Annotated in this window: 17 protein-coding genes; 9 read left to right on the plus strand and 8 right to left on the minus strand. The window is 70.7% G+C overall.

Going from position 1 to position 17,432, the window contains the following annotated elements; genetic code table 11:
* Positions 1-3 precede the first annotated feature (3 nt).
* Positions 4-2,160 (plus strand): MMPL family transporter, encoded by a 2,157-nt coding sequence (locus IE307_RS08965; RefSeq protein ID WP_191297375.1) that lies wholly within the window; start codon positions 4-6, stop codon positions 2,158-2,160.
* A 48-nt stretch (positions 2,161-2,208) separates the two neighbouring features.
* Positions 2,209-2,871 (plus strand): hypothetical protein, encoded by a 663-nt coding sequence (locus IE307_RS08970; RefSeq protein ID WP_191297376.1) that lies wholly within the window; start codon positions 2,209-2,211, stop codon positions 2,869-2,871.
* 61 nt (positions 2,872-2,932) lie between these two features.
* Here IE307_RS08970 and IE307_RS08975 read toward each other — a convergent pair whose 3' ends face one another.
* From IE307_RS08975 to IE307_RS08990, 4 genes are read right to left on the minus strand one after another with little or no spacing between them, the layout of a single operon-like run.
* The gene (locus tag IE307_RS08975; RefSeq protein ID WP_191297377.1) at positions 2,933-3,682 is read right to left on the minus strand and encodes a TerC family protein; all 750 of its coding nucleotides are present in this window, start codon (positions 3,680-3,682) and stop codon (positions 2,933-2,935) included.
* A gap of 36 nt (positions 3,683-3,718) precedes the next feature.
* Positions 3,719-4,708 carry a sporulation protein gene (locus IE307_RS08980; protein ID WP_191297378.1) on the minus strand — a complete coding sequence of 330 codons (990 nt, stop codon included), beginning with the start codon at positions 4,706-4,708 and terminating at the stop codon, positions 3,719-3,721.
* A 27-nt stretch (positions 4,709-4,735) separates the two neighbouring features.
* The gene (locus IE307_RS08985; RefSeq protein ID WP_191297379.1) at positions 4,736-5,770 is read right to left on the minus strand and encodes a hemolysin family protein; all 1,035 of its coding nucleotides are present in this window, start codon (positions 5,768-5,770) and stop codon (positions 4,736-4,738) included.
* Positions 5,767-7,026, minus strand: a complete 1,260-nt coding sequence (locus IE307_RS08990; RefSeq protein WP_229904540.1) for a hemolysin family protein — start codon at positions 7,024-7,026, stop codon at positions 5,767-5,769. Before IE307_RS08990 ends, IE307_RS08985 begins: the two co-directional genes overlap by 4 nt.
* A gap of 109 nt (positions 7,027-7,135) precedes the next feature.
* Between IE307_RS08990 and IE307_RS08995 the strand changes: the two genes are divergently transcribed.
* The 7 genes from IE307_RS08995 to IE307_RS09025 all read left to right on the plus strand — a co-directional run bounded on the left by IE307_RS08995 (position 7,136) and on the right by IE307_RS09025 (position 14,495).
* A complete protein-coding gene (locus IE307_RS08995) occupies positions 7,136-7,531 on the plus strand; it encodes a MerR family transcriptional regulator (protein ID WP_191297381.1) in 396 nt (131 codons plus the stop codon).
* A 32-nt stretch (positions 7,532-7,563) separates the two neighbouring features.
* A complete protein-coding gene (locus tag IE307_RS09000; RefSeq protein ID WP_191297382.1) occupies positions 7,564-9,267 on the plus strand; it encodes a dihydroxy-acid dehydratase in 1,704 nt (567 codons plus the stop codon).
* Between the two features lie 292 nt (positions 9,268-9,559).
* Positions 9,560-11,125 (plus strand): ABC transporter substrate-binding protein, encoded by a 1,566-nt coding sequence (locus tag IE307_RS09005; RefSeq protein WP_191297383.1) that lies wholly within the window; start codon positions 9,560-9,562, stop codon positions 11,123-11,125.
* Positions 11,122-12,102, plus strand: coding sequence for an ABC transporter permease (locus IE307_RS09010; protein WP_229904541.1), 981 nt, complete (start codon positions 11,122-11,124; stop codon positions 12,100-12,102). Before IE307_RS09005 ends, IE307_RS09010 begins: the two co-directional genes overlap by 4 nt.
* Positions 12,095-12,979, plus strand: coding sequence for an ABC transporter permease (locus IE307_RS09015; RefSeq protein ID WP_191297384.1), 885 nt, complete (start codon positions 12,095-12,097; stop codon positions 12,977-12,979). Before IE307_RS09010 ends, IE307_RS09015 begins: the two co-directional genes overlap by 8 nt.
* Positions 12,973-13,875 (plus strand): ABC transporter ATP-binding protein, encoded by a 903-nt coding sequence (locus IE307_RS09020; RefSeq protein WP_229904542.1) that lies wholly within the window; start codon positions 12,973-12,975, stop codon positions 13,873-13,875. Before IE307_RS09015 ends, IE307_RS09020 begins: the two co-directional genes overlap by 7 nt.
* The gene (locus tag IE307_RS09025) at positions 13,869-14,495 is read left to right on the plus strand and encodes an ABC transporter ATP-binding protein (RefSeq protein ID WP_191297386.1); all 627 of its coding nucleotides are present in this window, start codon (positions 13,869-13,871) and stop codon (positions 14,493-14,495) included. The genes IE307_RS09020 and IE307_RS09025 overlap by 7 nt, the downstream gene beginning before the upstream one ends.
* Here the strand turns inward: IE307_RS09025 and IE307_RS09030 are convergent.
* The 4 genes from IE307_RS09030 to IE307_RS09045 are packed head-to-tail and all read right to left on the minus strand — an operon-like array spanning position 14,467 to position 17,411.
* Entirely contained in the window at positions 14,467-14,991 is a 525-nt protein-coding gene (locus IE307_RS09030) for a class F sortase (protein WP_229904543.1), read from the minus strand. The genes IE307_RS09025 and IE307_RS09030 overlap by 29 nt on opposite strands.
* Entirely contained in the window at positions 14,991-15,728 is a 738-nt protein-coding gene (locus IE307_RS09035) for a DUF4397 domain-containing protein (protein ID WP_191297387.1), read from the minus strand. The genes IE307_RS09030 and IE307_RS09035 overlap by 1 nt, the downstream gene beginning before the upstream one ends.
* A gap of 47 nt (positions 15,729-15,775) precedes the next feature.
* A complete protein-coding gene (locus tag IE307_RS09040) occupies positions 15,776-16,633 on the minus strand; it encodes a PfkB family carbohydrate kinase (protein WP_191297388.1) in 858 nt (285 codons plus the stop codon).
* Between the two features lie 28 nt (positions 16,634-16,661).
* A complete protein-coding gene (locus IE307_RS09045) occupies positions 16,662-17,411 on the minus strand; it encodes a hypothetical protein (RefSeq protein ID WP_191297389.1) in 750 nt (249 codons plus the stop codon).
* Positions 17,412-17,432: the final 21 nt, after the last annotated feature.

Genomic DNA, 17,432 nt, shown 5'->3' on the forward strand with positions numbered 1-17,432 from the left:
ATCATGGCGAAACTGCTCTACAAACTGGGAATGGGCGCTCACCGGCGCCGTCTCCCCGTCGTCCTGATCTGGCTTCTCGTGCTGATCGGCGCCGGTGCCGGCGCGTTCACCCTCGGCGGTGAGACGTCGAACTCGATGTCCATCCCCGGGCAGGAGTCGACCACCGCCCTGGAGCGCATCCAGAAGACGTTCGGCTCCGGCGAGACCGCGACGGCCAGGGTCGTCCTGCAGGCGCCGGACGGCCAGAAGCTGCCGCAGAACGTCAAGGCGATCACCGACCTGGTGGCGGACGCGTCCGGGCTGAAGGGCGTGCGGTCGGCGACGAACCCGCTCGACCCCGCCGCGCCGAGCGTCAACCAGGACCTCAACGTCGGCTACAGCACCGTCACCTACGACGTGAAGCCCGGCGAGGTCACCGACGAGCAGCGCGCGGACCTGCTCAAGGCCGTCGACAAGGCCCGTGCGGCCGGACTGACCGTCGAGGTCAGCGGCACCGCGATGCAGGAGATCCCGCACATCGGCGGCATCACCGAGGTCATCGGTGTCGTGCTGGCGCTGGTCGTGCTCGCGCTGACCTACGGCTCGCTCGTGACGGCCGGCATGAACCTGCTCAGCGCCGCCATCGGCGTCGGCATCGGCGCACTCGGCATCACGATCGCCACCGGGTTCATGGACCTGCAGTCGACCACGCCGATCCTCGCCTCGATGCTGGGACTCGCGGTCGGCATCGACTACGCGTTGTTCATCATCAACCGCTACCGGCAAGAGCTGCGCCGCGGCTCGGACGTCGGCCACGCCGTCGCGACCGCCGTCGGCACCGCCGGTTCCGCCGTCGTCACCGCGGGTCTGACCGTGGTGATCGCGCTGGTGGGCCTCGCGATCGCGGGCATCCCGTTCCTCACGCAGATGGGCGTCTCGGCCGCCGCCACGATCGTCGTCGCGGTCCTGATCGCCATCACGCTGGTGCCCGCGGTGCTGAGCATGCTCGGCCGCCGCGTGCTGACCCGCAAGGAGCGCGCCGCCGAGGCCTCCGAGCCCAAGGACCGCGGTGTCGTCCGCGGCTGGGCCGGCGCGGTCACCCGCAACCGCGTCGCCGCGCTGCTGCTCTCGGTCGTGGCGCTCGGCATCGTCTCGATCCCGGTGGCGTCCATGGACACCACGCTCATCCAGAAGCCGCCGGCCAACTCCACGCAGGAGCGCGCGGACCAGATCCTCGCGAAGGGCTTCGGCGAGGGCTTCAACGGCCCGATCATCGTCCTGTTCGAGGGTGACGGCGCCGCCGCGACGGCCACCAAGGCCTCCGAGCCGATCACGAAGCTGTCCGACGTCGCCCTGGTCACCCCGGCGCAGCCGAGCCAGGACGGCAAGTCCGCTCTCGTCACCGTGATCCCGAAGTCCGGCCCCGACACCGTCGAGACCGAGAAGCTCGTCGCCGACCTGCGCGCCGAACTGTCCGATGTGGAGGGTGGAGAAGCCTACGTCACCGGTGCCACCGCGGTGAGCGTCGACGTGGCCACCTCGCTCGACAAGGCCCTGCCGATCTACCTCGCGGTCGTCGTCGGCCTCGCGCTGGTGCTGCTGATCCTGGTGTTCCGCTCGCTGCTCGTGCCGCTCGTGGGCGTGCTCGGCTTCCTGCTGACCATCGGCTCGTCGCTCGGCGCCACGGTCGCGGTGTTCCAGTGGGGCTGGCTCGCCGACGCGGTCAACCTCGACGGCACCGGCCCGCTGATCAGCCTCACCCCGATCCTGGTGATCGGCATCCTGTTCGGACTCGCCATGGACTACCAGATCTTCCTGGTGTCCCGGATGCACGAGGCGCACCACCGCGGCGCCAAGCCGATCGAGGCCATCACCACGGGTTTCCGCCAGGCGGCCCCGGTCGTCATCGCCGCCGCGCTGATCATGTTCTCGGTGTTCGCGGGCTTCGTCCCGGCCGGCGAGCCGACCGTGAAGTCGATCGCGTTCGCCCTGGCCATCGGCATCTTCGTGGACGCGTTCGTGGTCCGCATGGTGCTCGTGCCCGCCGCACTCGCCCTGCTCGGCGAGCGCGCCTGGTGGCTGCCGAAGTTCCTGCGCTGGCTGCCGGAACTCGACGTCGAGGGCACCGCGCTCGACGACATCGAGAAGAAGGACAGGCAGGAGCCGGTCGCGGTCGGCTGATCCCGTTCCACGACAACAGTCCGTCATGCCTGTGATCTGATCACGGGCATGACGGACTGGTCTGTTCTGCACCACGCCTACGGCACCGCCGAGGACGTCCCCGGTCTCCTCGCCCGAGCCGCCGCGAACGACCGGGAGGCGTGGACCGAGCTCTGGAGCGCCTTGTGCCACCAGGGAACCAGCTACCCCGCCAGCTACGCGGCGCTCCCCCACCTCGCGGACATGGCCAACGTCGACGCCGTCCTGCTCGCGGCCGGCATCCTCGCCGACGGGGGCGACGACGAGGTCCGCGCGGAGCACGCGGCCTCCATCACCCGGCTGTCGAAGACCGCGAACGCGGTGCTGCCCGATACCGACGAGGACGCCTACACCTACGTGCTGGAAAGCGTTCTGGTGCTCGAAGGCGTGCTGGACCAGGCCGACGTCCTGTCCTGGGGCATGACCGACCAGGAGTACGAGGTCGAGTGCCCCGAGTGCGACACCCCGATGTTCGTCGTCGTGGACGAGGGCGTCAGCCGCACAGAGGAGGGCGGGGAACGGCCGCTGCGGCCCGCCGATCCCGCGGCACTGGAGGGGTTGGGCCGCCGCGTCTGGGAGACCGCCACCGCGCACGGCAAGGAGAAAGTGGCGCACACGTTCCGGTACGTCTTCGGTCAGGCGACCTGTCCTGAGTGCGACACCGGCTTCACCGTGTCCGAAGTGCTGCTCTGAAAGCGAAGACGCGCACGGCCAGTTCGAGGCCGTGCGCGTCTTCGCGTCTTGCAGGACCGAGCTAGTCGGCGTTCTTCACGTACGTGCCGTGCAGCGCCACCGGCTTCGACGTCCGCTTCGCCCGCATCCGCAGGTTCAGGAACTCCACGAACACCGAGAACGCGATCGGCCCGTACACGTACCCCTTCGGGATGTGCTGGTCGAAGCCCTCGGCGATCAGGCTGCCACCGATCAGCAGCAGGAACGACAGCGCGAGCATCTTCACCGTCGGGTGGCGGTTCACGAACTCCGAGATCGCCTTGGCCGACACCAGCATCACGATCATCGCGACGACCACGGCCGAGATCATGATGCCGAGCTCGTCGACCATGCCGACCGCGGTGATCACCGAGTCGAGCGAGAAGACGATGTCCAGCACCAGGATCTGGGCGATCACGCTGGCGAACGAGACCGCCTTGCGCTCCTTGGCGTGGTCGGAGCCCTCGAGTTGTTCGTGGATCTCGAAGGTCGCCTTGCCGAGCAGGAAGAGACCGCCCAGCAACAGGATCAGATCTCGCCCGGATATCTCCTGGCCCAGCACCGTGAACAACGGCGCCGTCAGCCCGATCACCCACGCCAGCGACGCGAGCAGCAGCAGGCGCGTGACGAGGGCCAGCGAGAGGCCCACGACCTGGGCCCGGCGCCGCTGTTCCTCCGGCAGGCGCCCGGCCAGGATCGAGATGAACACGACGTTGTCGATGCCGAGCACGATCTCGAGCAGGAGCAGCGTCGCGAACGCGACCCACAGCTCCGGGCTCGTCATCCACTCCATCAACGATTCCTCTCAGGTCGTGGGGCTCGGCAGTCCCTACTCGTCCTCGCCGCCGAAGTCCTCGAACGCGTCGTCCATCATCTCGCCGACGACCATGCCGCCGACGACACCGGCGGCACCGGCCGCGACGACCGTGCCCATGCCCATGCCGCCACGGCCGTGGTGCCCGCTGTGGTGCCCGTGCTGGTCGTAGTGCCCGTGCTGGTCGTAGTGCCCGTGCTGGCCGTACTGACCCTGCTGCCCGAACATGCCACCGCTGCGCTCCGCCACCTGGGACAGCCATCCGTTGATGGACGACGCCCAGTCGGCTGACTGCGCCTCCTGGTGCGACAGCCGGAAGTGGCCGAACGCGTCACCGCCCGACGAGAACATCCCGCCGCGCTTGTCTGCCTCGAGGATCACGAAGAGCTCGTGCGGGGTGGCCACGAACGTCAGCTCGACCTGCTGGATGCGGCCGCCGAACTGAGCGGGCGGGAAGAACTCGATCTCCTGGTAGAAACCCAGCTCCTGCGGCACGCCGTGCAGGCGGCCCGCCTCGACGTCCGCGCTGCGGAACGAGAAACCGAGCTGCCCGAAGGCGTTGAGCACCGCGTCCTGCGACGGCAGCGGGTGGACCAGCACGGGGTCGAGGTCGCCCTTGTCCGGCGCGCCCGCGATCACGAGCTCGGTCCGCACGCCCACGGTCATGCCGGGCAGCTGGCCACCGCCGACCGCGGTGAGCGGGGTCTCCCACGGGATCGGCAGCTGGAACGGGATCGCGAGCAACTGGCCCGCCGCGACCCGCACGCCCTGCTGCACGACGACCCGCTGGAACTCCGACACGCCGCCGTACTCGTGGTCACCGTGCTCGACCTCGACGCGGGTGACGAGCGACAGCACGACCTGGCCGATCTCGGCGTCCGCGCTGCCGCCCTGGATGCGCACCTGTCCGGTGACGAGCTGGCCGGGCGAGGCGTGCGGCGAGTCCAGCACGGTGTCGACCGACGGGCCGCCGACGCCGAAGGCGCTGAGCATCCGCTTGAACATGTGTGTTTCCTCCCTGGGAAACTCCGGTCAGCGGACGCCGACCGGACGGGTGTCTGTTTCGTCCTCGAAGTCGCCGATCAGCTCTTCGAGGAGGTCCTCGAGCGTCGCGATACCAACAACATCACCGTCTCCGACGAGGGCCAGCTGCGCGCGTTCGTCGCGCATCGCCGTCACGGCCTGGGCCACCGGCATCGACGCGGGCAGCGTCAGCACCGGGCCCATCAGCTCGCCCGCCGTCGGTTCCTCGCCGCGGGCGGTGGCGCGCATGGCCTCGCGGATGTGCACGAGACCCACGTACTGCCCGCGCGAGTCGGTGACGGGGAAGCGCGACCGTCCACACTGGAGGCTGCGCTGCTCGACCTCGCGCGCCGTGACGGCGTCGGTGACCGTCGACGTCTCCGCGATCGGCACCATCACCTCGCTCACGGTGGTGCGCTGGACCTGCAGCATCCTCGTCAGCAGCCGTTGCTGGGCCTCGGGGATGAGGCCGTGCTCGGCGGACTGGCGCAGCAGCATCCGCAGGTCGTCCGGCCGGTGCGCCTGCGCCAGCTCGTCCTGCGGCTCGACCTTCATCAGGCGCAGCAGGCCGTTCGTCGTCGAGTTCAGTCCGCTGAGGAGCCAGCGGACCGAGCGGGCGAACGCGCGGAACGGCAGCGCGAGGATCAGCGCGGACCGCTCGGGGTGCGCGATGGCCCACGACTTGGGCGCCATCTCGCCGACGACCATGTGCAGGAACACCACCAGCACCAGGCTGATCGTGAACGCGATGCCGTAGGCGAACGCCTCCGGCAGGCCGGTCCACTCGAGCACCGGCGACAGCAGGTCCGCGACGGCCGGCTTGGCCAGCGCGCCCAGGCCGAGCGTGCACAGCGTGATGCCGAGCTGGGCACCCGCGAGCATCAGCGACAGCTCGCGCACGCCCGCCACGGCGGCACGCGCCGCCCGTGACGTCTCGGCGGCCTGCTCCAGGCGGTGCCGCTTCGCCGCGATCAACGCGAACTCGGCGGCCACGAAGAAGCCGTTCAGTGCCAGCAGCACGACGGAGATGAGGATGCTCGTCATCGGGCCGCCTCCAGCACGTTGATCTCGACGGACTCCGGCACGTTGCGCGCCACCGCCGTCACCAGCAGCGTCACGCCTTCGAGCACGACCTCGTCGCCGACCTCCGGCACGCGGCCGAGCTGGTGCAGCACCAGGCCCGACACGGTGTCGTAGGCGTCGTCCTCGGGCAGCTCGACACCGGTCACGTCCTCGACCTCGTCGAGGCGCATCCGGCCGGGGACCTGCCAGCGGTGCTCGCCCAGGGGCGCGATCGTGTCCTCGACCAGGTCGTCCTCGTCGTGGATGTCGCCGACGAGCTCCTCGGCCAGGTCCTCCAGCGAGATCACGCCGGCGAACCCGCCGAACTCGTCGACCACGCAGGCGAGCTGGCGGCGTTCGGTCCGCAGCCTCTCGAGCACGGCGGGCAGCGGCAGCGTCCCGGGGACCACGAGCGCGGGCGAGGCGATCTTCTCGATCTCCGTCGAGGACCGCTGCTCCGGTTCCAGGGTCAGCACCTCGGCCAGCCCGACCACGCCGCGCAGGTCGTCGAGGTCGTCGCCGACCACCGGGAAACGCGAGTTCCCGGTGTCCAGCAACGAGACCACGCGCGAGGCGGGCTCGTCGAACCGCACGGTGTGGACGTTCACGCGGGGCGTCATCGCCTGCTCGGCGACGAGCTCGCGGAACCCGATGCCGTGCTCCAGCAGCCGCGTGAGCTCGGGGTCCAGGTGACCCTGCTCCCCCGCCTCCTCGACGATCTGCCGGAAGTCCTCGGGCGTGGCGCCCTGGGGCAGCTCCTCGACGGGCTCGATGCCGATCGCGCGCAGCAACCGGTTCGCGGCCGCGTCGAACAACCGGATCAGCGGACCCGCGATCTTGAGGTACACGAGGGTGGACGCGCTCAGCGCCAGCGCCAGCTGTTCGGGCCGGGCGATCGCGAGGTTCTTCGGCAGCAGCTCACCGAGCACCATCTGCACGAACGTCGCGAACCCGAGCGCGATCACCATGGAGCCGGGGATGCCGAGGCCGGCGCCGAGCAGCGGCTCGGCCACGTATCCCACGAGCAGCGCCGTCACCGTGATGCCGAACTGGGCACCGGACAGCATGAACGAGAGCTTCTGCGTCACGCGGTACGCGCGGTCGGCGGCCTTCGAGCCGCCCTCCGCCATCTGCTGCAGGCGGCCGCGGTCGACCGCCATGTAGGCGAACTCCTGCGCGACGAAATACCCCGTGGCCACCGTCAGCACCACGATGGCGAGCAAGCCGGATGCGATCAACAAGGCGCACCCGGCCCAGTACTACAGCCGTCTACATCGGCTTCTTCAGGCATGTTTCCAACAGTAGCACGTAGCACTGTATGGTTCTCGGTGACGGGAGGTCATCGCTTTGTCCGAAGCACTGCTGAAGATCGGCGAGCTCGCCGCCCGCGCCGGCGTGAGCATCCGCACCGTCGACTACTACACGACGCTGGGCCTGATCAGCCCCGCCCAGCGCACCGCGAGCAACTACCGCCTCTACCGCGCCGACGACGTGGAGCGCATCCACCTCGTACAACGCCTGGAGGTCCACGGTCTTCCCCTGGAGGACATCGCTCGGGCGTTCGCGGCCGGTCCCGCCGACACCGCGGCGGTGCTCGGGCAGATCGACATGGACCTGCGCACGCTCCAGGAGGCCGCCGACGCCGCGTCCCCGGAGATGCACGGGCTGCTGACGGTGATCGCGAACCGGGTGCACTCGCTGATCACCATCGCGTTGCAACTGCCGCCGGACCTGCCGATGTAGTTATCGTCGGGGTGACCGCGAGGAGGCGTTCAGTGGGACTACGCAGCGCGCAGTGGTACGCCGGTGACGACCGCAACGCCTACATCCACCGCGCCTGGATGCGGCGCGGCACCCCGGACGACGCCTTCCGCAGGCCGCAGATCGCCATCGCGAACTCCGCCTCCGACCTCACGCCGTGCAACGCGCACCTCGACGACGTGGCGAAGTCGGTCTCCAACGGCGTGTACGAGGCGGGCGGCATCCCGCTCAACCTGCCCGTGGTGTCGCTCGGCGAGACGAACGTCCGCCCCACCGCAATGCTGTGGCGCAACATGGCGGCGATGGCCGCGGAGGAGATGCTGCGCGCGAACCCCGTGGACGGCGTGGTGCTGCTCGGCGGGTGCGACAAGACGATCCCGGCGTTGCTGATGGCCGCCGCGTCCGTCGACGTCCCCGCGGTCGTGGTGCCGGGCGGGCCGATGCTGACCGGCACGTTCCGCGGCGTTCCCCTGGGGTGCGGGACCGACGTGTGGCGGCTGTCCGAGGAGGTGCGCGCGGGCACGTTGTCGCAGGAGGCGTTCCTGCGCTCCGAGTCGGCGATGATCCGCAGCCGCGGCCACTGCAACACCATGGGCACCGCCTCGACGATGGCGCTGGTCGCGGAGGCACTGGGCACCGTCGTGCCCGGTGTCGCGGGCACCCCGGCGCCGGACAGCAGGCTGCTGGAGGCCGCGCACGGCACCGGGCGGCTGGTCGTGGAGCTGGTCGAGGAGGACCGCAGGCCCAGCACGTTCCTCACCAAGGCCAGTTTCCACAACGCGATCGTGGCGCTGGCGGCGATAGGCGGGTCCACCAACGCCGTGGTGCACCTGCTCGCGATCGCCGGCCGCCTGGGCGTCGACCTCACCCTCGACGACTTCGACCGCGTCGGCTCGGGCGTGCCGCTGCTCGTGGACCTCCAACCGGCGGGCCGGTTCCTGATGGAGGACTTCCACCGCGCGGGCGGGCTCCTCGCCGTGCTGCGGGAGGTGCGCGACCTGCTCGACCCCGACGGGATCACGGTCACGGGCCGGCCGCTGGTCGAGCACCTCGACGACGCGCCGATCTGGGACCCGGAGGTGATCAGGAGCCGGACCGAGCCGATCATCGCCGAGGGCGGGATCGCGGTGCTGCGCGGCAACTTGGCGCCATCAGGAGCTTTGATCAAACCGGCGGCGGCGTCGGCGCACCTGCTGCAGCACCGGGGCAGGGCCGTGGTGTTCGACAGCATCGAGGACTTCCACGCCCGCGTCGACGACCCGGACCTCGACGTGGACGCGGACTCCGTGCTGGTGCTGCGCGGCTGCGGCCCGCGCGGCTATCCGGGCATGCCGGAGGTGTCGAACATGCCGTTGCCGAAGAAGCTGCTGGAACAGGGCGTGCGCGACATGGTCCGCATCTGCGACGGGCGCATGAGCGGCACCGCGTACGGCACCGTCGTGCTGCACGTGGCACCGGAGGCGGCGGCGGGTGGACCACTCGGACTGGTCCGCACGGGCGACGTCGTCGTGCTCGACGTGGAGAACCGCCGGATCGACGTGGAGGCGCCGGACTTCCTGTCACGGACGCCGAACGCGGCGACGACGGCGGCGTTCGCGGCGCCGAAACGCGGCTGGGAACGGCTCTACGTCGACCACGTGCTCGGCGCCGACACCGGAGCCGACCTGGACTTCCTGGTCGGCTCCAGCGGTAGCGACGTCACCCGCGAATCGCACTAATGCGAGTGCGAGTGCTCCTCGACATGGCCCGCGTCGTGCACGTGCGCGTGTGAGTGCGTCTCGCCGTCGTGTGTGTGGGTGTGTTCGTGCTCAACGTGCTCGTGCGCATGCTCCCCATGGGCATGCGTATGAGTCGTGTCACCGTGGCTGTGCTCGTGAGTGTGCACTCCGTTGGTCATGCCCTTGATGCTGGCATGAGTCCGGCTCGTGCGCACTGATGCACACTCTTGCCTATTGCAAGATGCTTGCTGTTAGCTGCACCAGGCAACACGGACACCTGGGGAGGAACTGGATGCGGCGCGCTGCTCTGCTGGCCCTCGTTCTGCTGGCGGGGTGCACGTCACCCGACGGCTCCACCACCGCACCGGCGACGTCGATCGTCATCGGCGCGGGCAGCGAACCGGAGAACCTCAACCCGGTCCTCGGTTACGCGCCCGACGGTGCCGCGAAGATCTTCGACGGCCTGGTCGCGCGGGACGCCTCCCTGGCGCTCAAGCCCGCGCTGGCCACCGAGCTGCCGACGGCGTCCGCGGACGGCCTGACGTGGACCGCCAAGCTGCGCAAGGACATCACGTTCTCCGACGGCACCCCGCTCACCGCGGACGACGTCGTGTTCACCTACAAGTCCGTGGTGGACAAGAAGGTGAACTCCACGATCGCCTCCCGGTTCGACGCACTGACCGACGTCGTGGCGAAGGACACGGCCACCGTCGAGTTCACGCTCTCCTACCCCTACGCCCCGTTCGCGCAGCAGCTCGCGCTCGGCATCGTGCCCGCCGCGAAGCTCAAGGACGCGGACATCAACAGCGCGCCGTTCAACACCGCGCCCGTCGGCACCGGCCCGTACACGGTCGAGACGTGGCGCAAGGGCGACCGGATGGTGTTGAAGGCCAACGAGAAGCACTGGGGCGGCGCGCCCGCGATCAAGTCCGTGACCGTGGTCTTCGTGCCCGACGACAACGCCCGCGCGACCCGCATGGCCGCCGGTGAGTTCGACGGCACGGTGCTGCCGCCCAAGCTCGCGCAGACCTACAGGGACAAGTCCGGCTACAAGATCGTGCAGAACCCGTCCGCCGACTACCGCGGCCTCGGCATCCCGTCCGAACTGCCGTTCACCTCGACGCCGCAGGTCCGGCGCGCGATCAACCTCGGCATCAACCGCCAGGCCATGATCGACGCCGTGCTGGCGGGTTCCGGCAAGCCCGCCTCCACGCCGATCTCGCCGTACCTGAAGGACTGGTACGACGAGGGTTCCGCGTTCCGCCACGACGTCGCCGAGGCCGAGAAGCTGCTCGACGAGGCGGGCTGGCGCAAGGGCGCGGACGGCAAGCGCGCCAAGGACGGCCAGCCCGCGAAGCTGCCCGTGCTCTACCCCGCGCCGGACGTGCTGCGCAAGGAACTGGCCCTCGCCACGGCCTCCGACATCGCGAAGCTCGGCATCGACGCGCCGGTCGAGGCCACGACGTTCGAGATCATGCTGCAGCGCCGCAAGGAGGCCGCGGCGGTGTGGGGCGGCGGCGACCCGTACGACCCGGACACGGCCGCCTACACGTTGCTGCACTCGCGCTACGCGGGCCAGGACGGCTACGTGAACATGACGCTGTACAAGAACTCCACCGTGGACACCGCGCTCGACACCGCGCGCCGCAGCCTCGACCCGGTGGCCCGCAAGAAGGCCTACGACGAGTTCCAGAAGGCCTACTCGGCCGATCCCGGCTGGGCGTTCCTCGTCTTCCTCGACCACACCTACGTCATGCGCGACAAGTGGAACGGCCAAGAGACCCAGGTCGAGCCGCACGACCACGGCCTCGTGCACGCGGTGTGGTGGAACCTCGAGCGCTGGACCCCCAAGTCGTGACGCGGGGCAAGGCGATCGGCCGGCTCGCGCTGCGCCGGCTCGCGTTCGCGGTCCCCGTGCTGCTCGTGGTCAGCTTCGCCCTGTTCGTGCTGGCCAAGGCATCGCCGTTCGACCCGGTGGAACGCTACTTCGGCGTGCGGATCATCGGCGCCTCGCCGGAACGCGTCGCCCAGCTGCGCGCGAACTGGGGTGTCGACGAACCCGTCGTCGCGCAGTACTGGGCCTGGCTGACGCACGCGGTCACGGGCGACCTCGGCGACTCGTTGTCGTTGCAGCAGCCCGTGTCCGCGGTGATCGGCGACCGTCTCGGGTGGACGGTGCTGCTGGTCTCGGTCGGCTTCACGCTGGCGCTGGTGCTCGGCCTGCTGCTGGGCACCCTGGCCGCGTGGCGGCAGGGGTCGTGGCTCGACCGCTCGATCACCGGCAGCTGCTACGCGCTGGAGGCCGCGCCGGTCTTCTGGCTCGGGCTCGCCGTGCTCTACGTCTTCGCGCTGCAGCTGCAATGGCTCCCCGGCGGCGGTGTGACCACGGGCTCCGACCCGGTGTCGGTGGGCGGGGTGGCCGCGCACATGGTGCTGCCCGTGGCGGTGCTGGCGATCTCGCAGGCGCCGTGGTTCGTGCTGTTCGTGCGGCAGAACCTCCTCGAGTCGTTCACCCAGGACCACGTGATCGGCGCGCGGGCCCGCGGGCTGCCGGACCACGTCGTCGTGTCCGGGCACGCGCTGCGCACCTCGCTGCTGCCGTTCCTGACCCTGCTCGGCGCCCGGCTGCCGGAACTGATCACCGGCGCGTTGCTGGTGGAGACGGTGTTCTCGTGGCCCGGCATCGCGCGGGCGACCGTGGAGGCCGCGCTGAACGTCGACTTCGCGCTGCTGGGCGCGCTGACCGTGATGGCGACCGGCGTGGTGCTGGTGGGCAACCTGCTGGCCGACGTCCTGTACGCGCTGGCCGACCCGAGGGTGGCGCTCGATGGCTGACCTGACCTGGCGTCCTGCCCCGCGCAGCCGCCTCACCGCCGCGAGCCCGCCGCGCTCACCGAAGTGGCGGCTCCTGCCGTCCGCGGTCGTCCTCGGCGTCGTCGCGCTCGTCGTCCTGGTCGTGCCGCTGTTCGTCGAACTGAACGAGCAGTACGTCGACCTCGCGATCGCGAACCAGCCACCGTCCGCCGCGCACCTGTTCGGCACCGACGAACTCGGCCGTGACGTGCTGCTGCGCTGCGTCTACGCGTTGAGGGTGTCGCTCACGGTCGGTGTGGTCGCCGCAGTGATCTCGGCGGTCGCGGGCACGGCGGTCGGTGCGCTGGCCGGGTCGATCGGCGGCTGGTTCGACCGGATCATGATGCGCGTGGTCGACGCGATCGCCTCGGTGCCGCACCTGCTGCTGGGCATCGTGATCGTCGCGATCCTGCGGCCGAGCCTGTCCGCCGTGATCATCTCGATCGCCCTGACGCACTGGCTCACCGCCGCCCGGATCGTGCGGTCGGAGGTGCTGTCGTTGCGCACCAGGCCGTTCATCGACGCGGCGATCGTCGGCGGGGCCTCGCGCCTGCAGGTGATGACCCGGCACCTGCTGCCGAACGTCGCCCCGCAGGTCCTGCTCGCCACCACCCTGATGGTGCCGCACGCGGTGTGGCACGAGACGGCGTTGTCGTTCCTGGGCCTCGGTCTTCCGCCGCACGCGGCCAGCATCGGCAACATGATCAACGACGCCCAGCGCTCGTTGCTGATCGGCGGCTGGTGGATGTCGCTGGCGCCCGGGCTGATGCTCGTCATCACGACGCTCGCGGTGTCCGGCATCAGCGGCGTGTGGAGGGACCGGTTGAACCCCAAGCGGCGCACGGAGTTGACGTGGTGAACCTGGAGATCGACCGGGTGTCGGTGCGGTTCGCGCTCAAGGGCGCGACCGTCGAGGCCGTGAACGACGTGTCGCTGCGCATCCGGCCCGGCGAGTGCGTGGCGCTGGTCGGCGAGAGCGGCTGCGGCAAGACCGTGCTGGCTTCGGCGTTGCTCGGGTTCCTGCCCGGCAACGCGGAGACGTCGGGCAGCGCGCGGCTCGGTGACGTGGACCTGCTCGCGGCGACCGACCACGAGCTCGCGACCACGATCCGCGGCCGCAAGATCGGCCTCATCCCGCAGAGCCCCGCGAGCCACCTCACGCCCGTCCGCACCGCGCGTTCCCAGCTCGAAGAGGCCGCGAAGGTCCTCGGCGGCGACGCGGGCGAGGCCGCCGAACGAGCCGGTCTGCTGCCCGAGCACCTGGACCGCTACCCGCACGAGCTGTCCGGCGGCATGGCCCAGCGCGTCGCGAACGCGCTGGCGCTCGTCGGCAACCCTCCCCTGCTGATCGCCGACGAACCGACCACCGGCCTCGACCGCGACCTCGTCGACGGGCTGCTGGACGAGTTCCGCAGGCTGGTCGACGACGGGCACGCCGTCCTGCTGATCACGCACGACCTGGCGGCGGCGCACAAGGTCGCCGATCGGATCGCGGTGATGTACGCGGGGCGGATCGTCGAGGTCGGCCCGGCCCACCAGGTGCTCGACAACGCGAAGCACCCCTACGCCCGCGGCCTGGCCAACGCGCTGCCGGAACGCGACTTCCTCCCGGTCCCCGGCCAGCCGCCCCTGCTCACCCACCTGCCCGCGGGCTGCGCGTTCGCCCCGCGCTGCGAGCAGGCCACCGCGATCTGCGAGGACCGCCCCGTGCTGACCGACGACCCGCACGCCGTCGCGTGCCACCTGCCGTGCTGACCGCGAAGGACGTCACCGCCGGCTACAGCGCCCCGGTGATCACCGGCGTCAGCCTCACCGTCCAGCCAGGACGGACGGTCGGCCTCGCCGGGCCGAGCGGGTCCGGCAAGTCCACTTTGGCCCGCGTGCTCGCGTTGCTGCACAAGCCGTTCGCCGGGACCGTGGAGATCGACCGCGAGACGGTCACCGGGTTCCGGTTCAAGGCCTCGCAGCGCACGAAGATCGGCGTGCTCTTCCAGCAGCCCAGGCTGTCGGTCGACCCGCGCTTCACCCTCCGCCAGGCCATCGCGGAGCCGCTGGGGGGTCAGGACCGCGTCGACGAGCTCGCGGAGCTCGTGATGCTCACCGACGACCTGCTGGGCCGCCGCCCGCACGAGGTCAGCGACGGCCAGCTGCAACGCGCCTGCCTCGCCCGCGCGCTCGCGCTGAACCCGCGCTACCTGATCTGCGACGAGATGACGACGATGCTGGACGCCTCCACGACGGCCGCCCTGGTCGGCGTGATCCGCTCCTACCAGCGCGACTCCGGCGCGGGCGTGCTCGCGATCTCGCACGATTCCACGCTGCTCACGAGGTGGGCGGACGAGACCGTCAGACTTTCAGCACCGCTTCCACGATGACGTTGTTCCGGTAACTGCCCGCGACCCGGTCGAACTCGCCCCCGCACGTCACCAGGCGCAACTCCGACAACGGCGTCGGCCCGTACACGGCGGCGGTCGGGAACGCGGCCTTCTCGGTCGTGTGCGTGCTGCTCACGACGAACGTGAGCTTGCTGCCGTCCTCGCGCTCGACCAGCACCTCGGCACCCGGCTGCAGCTCGGGCAGCCGGAAGAACACCCCCGGCCCGGTCTTCGAGTCGACGTGCCCCGCGATCATCGCCGGACCGGCGTCGCCGGGCGTGACGCCCTTGGCGAACCACCCGGCCCTGTCCGCGCGCGTCGGCGCCTCCAGCGCCCCGGCGGAGTCGACCTCCAGCGCCTCCAGCGAGGTGTCGACGCCGATCGACGGGATCAGCACCGTCACCGGTTCCGGTGCCTCGTCCGCGCCGGGCCCCTTGACCACGTAGATCAGCGTGACGACGATCGCCGCTCCCATCAGGAGCTTGGCCTTGGCCATCAGCCGAACCGGAACAGCCGGCCGCGCACCGAGTACATGGCGACGCCCACGATGAGCATGATCACCATGGCGGTGAGCCAGTCCCAGCCGCCCGCCATGCCGCCGAACCCGGTCTCCTGACCGCCGCCGGGCACGACGTCGGCGCCCTTCGCGTCGGTCCGCAGCTCGATCCGCCGCGCGCTGACCAGCAGCGAGTAGACGGCACCCGGTTCGACGGTGGCCTCGAGCCGCGTCGAGTCCTTGCCGCGCTGCAGGATCTCCAGCACGTCCGAGCCGGGCGCCAGCGCGATGTAGCCGGTCGTGGAGTTCGCCTGCACGGCGCGGTGCACGGACACGCCGCCGCGCACCAGGTCCATCTCGGCGTCGCCGCCGTTGATCACCCGCAGCCTTGCCTGGCCGTTCGCCGGCAGGCTGACGTCGTCCTCCAGCACCCTCATCGAGGACGCGACGTCGACGACCGTGTACGCGTTGCCCGAGGCCGCCCGCACCGTCAGCGACCGCAGCAGCGGGCTCCCCGGCTCGGCCATGCGGAACTCGACGACGTGCTCCCCCGGCTCGACCCGGCGGTAGTCGTCGAGGTCGGCGTAGTCGAGGGTGCCGAGCTTGACGCCGTCGAGGACGGCGTCGACCCGTGCCTGGTCCTTCGAGAAGTGCCCGAAGCGCAGGTACGTGCCTGTCGCGGCGTGCGCGGGCACGGCTGAGAGCAGCAGCAACAGCACGACGGCGATCACTCGCACGCGGACCCCTCCCCTCAGCGGACGTGCTCCAACGATAACTCGCCTGATCACAGTCCAGTGAGGTTCGGTCGTCCTCCGGGACGCGTGACCGTGGCCCCGGAGGCCTCGACGGCGAGCCTGGCCGCCGCCTCGGGGCCGTCCCCGCGCGTGAGGGCGAACGTCAGGGCCGCGACGAACGCGTCACCGCCGCCGGTCGTGTCGACCACCTCGGCGTCTCCCAGGGGCACCACCAGCTCTCCCCCGTCCCAGACGAACACGTTGCCCACGTCGTTCACGGCGAACGCGACGAGCTCGAGGTCCTTCAGCTCGCGGGCGGCCTCCAGCGCGTCGTCCGCGCTCGCGATCTCGCGCCCGATCAGCAGCTCGGCTTCCTGGTGGTCGGCGCGCAGGACGTCGGCACACGCCAGCAGTTCGTCTCGCAGCCGTTCGGGGACGCCGTCGAGCACCACACGCCCGGACGCGGCCCGTGCCGCCTTGAGGGCGACCTCCGGCCGTTGCTGCAGCTGCACCACCACGGCGCCCGCACGCGCGATGAGGTCCATCGGCAGGTCGTCCTCGCGCAGCAGCACGCCGTCGGGGAGGTCCTCGAGGTAGCGCCAGCCGTCGGCCACGACGTTCACGATCAGCCCGCTCCGGCAGTCCGGCCGCGAAACCACACCATCGGTGGAGATGCCGTCCGCTCCGGCCCGCGCGATCAGCCGTGCGCCCGCCTCGTCGTCCCCGACCACACCGACGAGCGCGACCGGCGCGCCCAGCTGGGCGAGGCCGACCGCGATGTTCGCGCCCTTGCCGCCGAGCATCTCCCTGCGCTCCCGCACGGGTGCCGTGCCGCCGGAGCCCGGCACCTCGTCCACGACGAGGACCAGGTCCCGCGCGATCTGCCCCACCACCACGACGTCGTCCACGGTGCTGGGCTACCCGGCGGCGGACCGATCAACTCGGCAGAAACCGATCGGTGACGTCGAGACCGTCCGGCAGCGCCTCGAAGAGGTCGACCGGCGTCCGCTGCGACACCATCTCGCCGCGGTGGGCGCGCTTGAGCCTGTCCCGCGCGACCACGACCTGCTGGCTCGGCGCGGACAGCACGAGGACCGGCACCGCGCCCTGCGAGACGTGCGCCCTCACCCTGTCCTCGGTGCCCCGCCCGAACTGGAGCACCTTGCCGTACCGCACGAGGTAGAGCAGCGTCGTCTCGCCGCGCAGGCGCTTGAGCCGCTGCACTTCCCCTGTCTCGTCGTTGCGGCCCCACGTGCCGTGCGACTTCGTGAGCCACCGGTACCCGGTCCACGGCAACCCGTGCACATCCGTCGCGAGCACGGTCCAGCCGGGCCGGAAGTACTTGGCCAGGCGGAGCTTCACGGTCGTCGCGGCGAGGAACTCCGAGTTCTCCCGCCACGTCCCGTCGAGTTCGAGCCGCTGGGCGTTGCCCTGCACCGCCGGGTCGGGCACCGACCTGTCGTCCAGGCACACCAGGCACCTCGTGCGCATGCCGGCACCGCACGAGCGCGCGACACCGCACCAGCCGCACTGCCGGATCTGCACGTCCGCGCCGCCGGGCCGGTCGTGCACCAGCTTCATCTGGTCCGCCACGACCCGCAGGCACGCCGAGCACAAAGCACACCACGCGACCTCGGTGACCTCCTTGCGCGGCAACCGGGTCATGCAGTTGATGCACTGCTTCACTTTTTGCCCTCCCCTTGCGGG

Source organism: Lentzea cavernae (assembly GCF_014653695.1).
GTDB classification, from domain to species: domain Bacteria; phylum Actinomycetota; class Actinomycetes; order Mycobacteriales; family Pseudonocardiaceae; genus Lentzea; species Lentzea cavernae.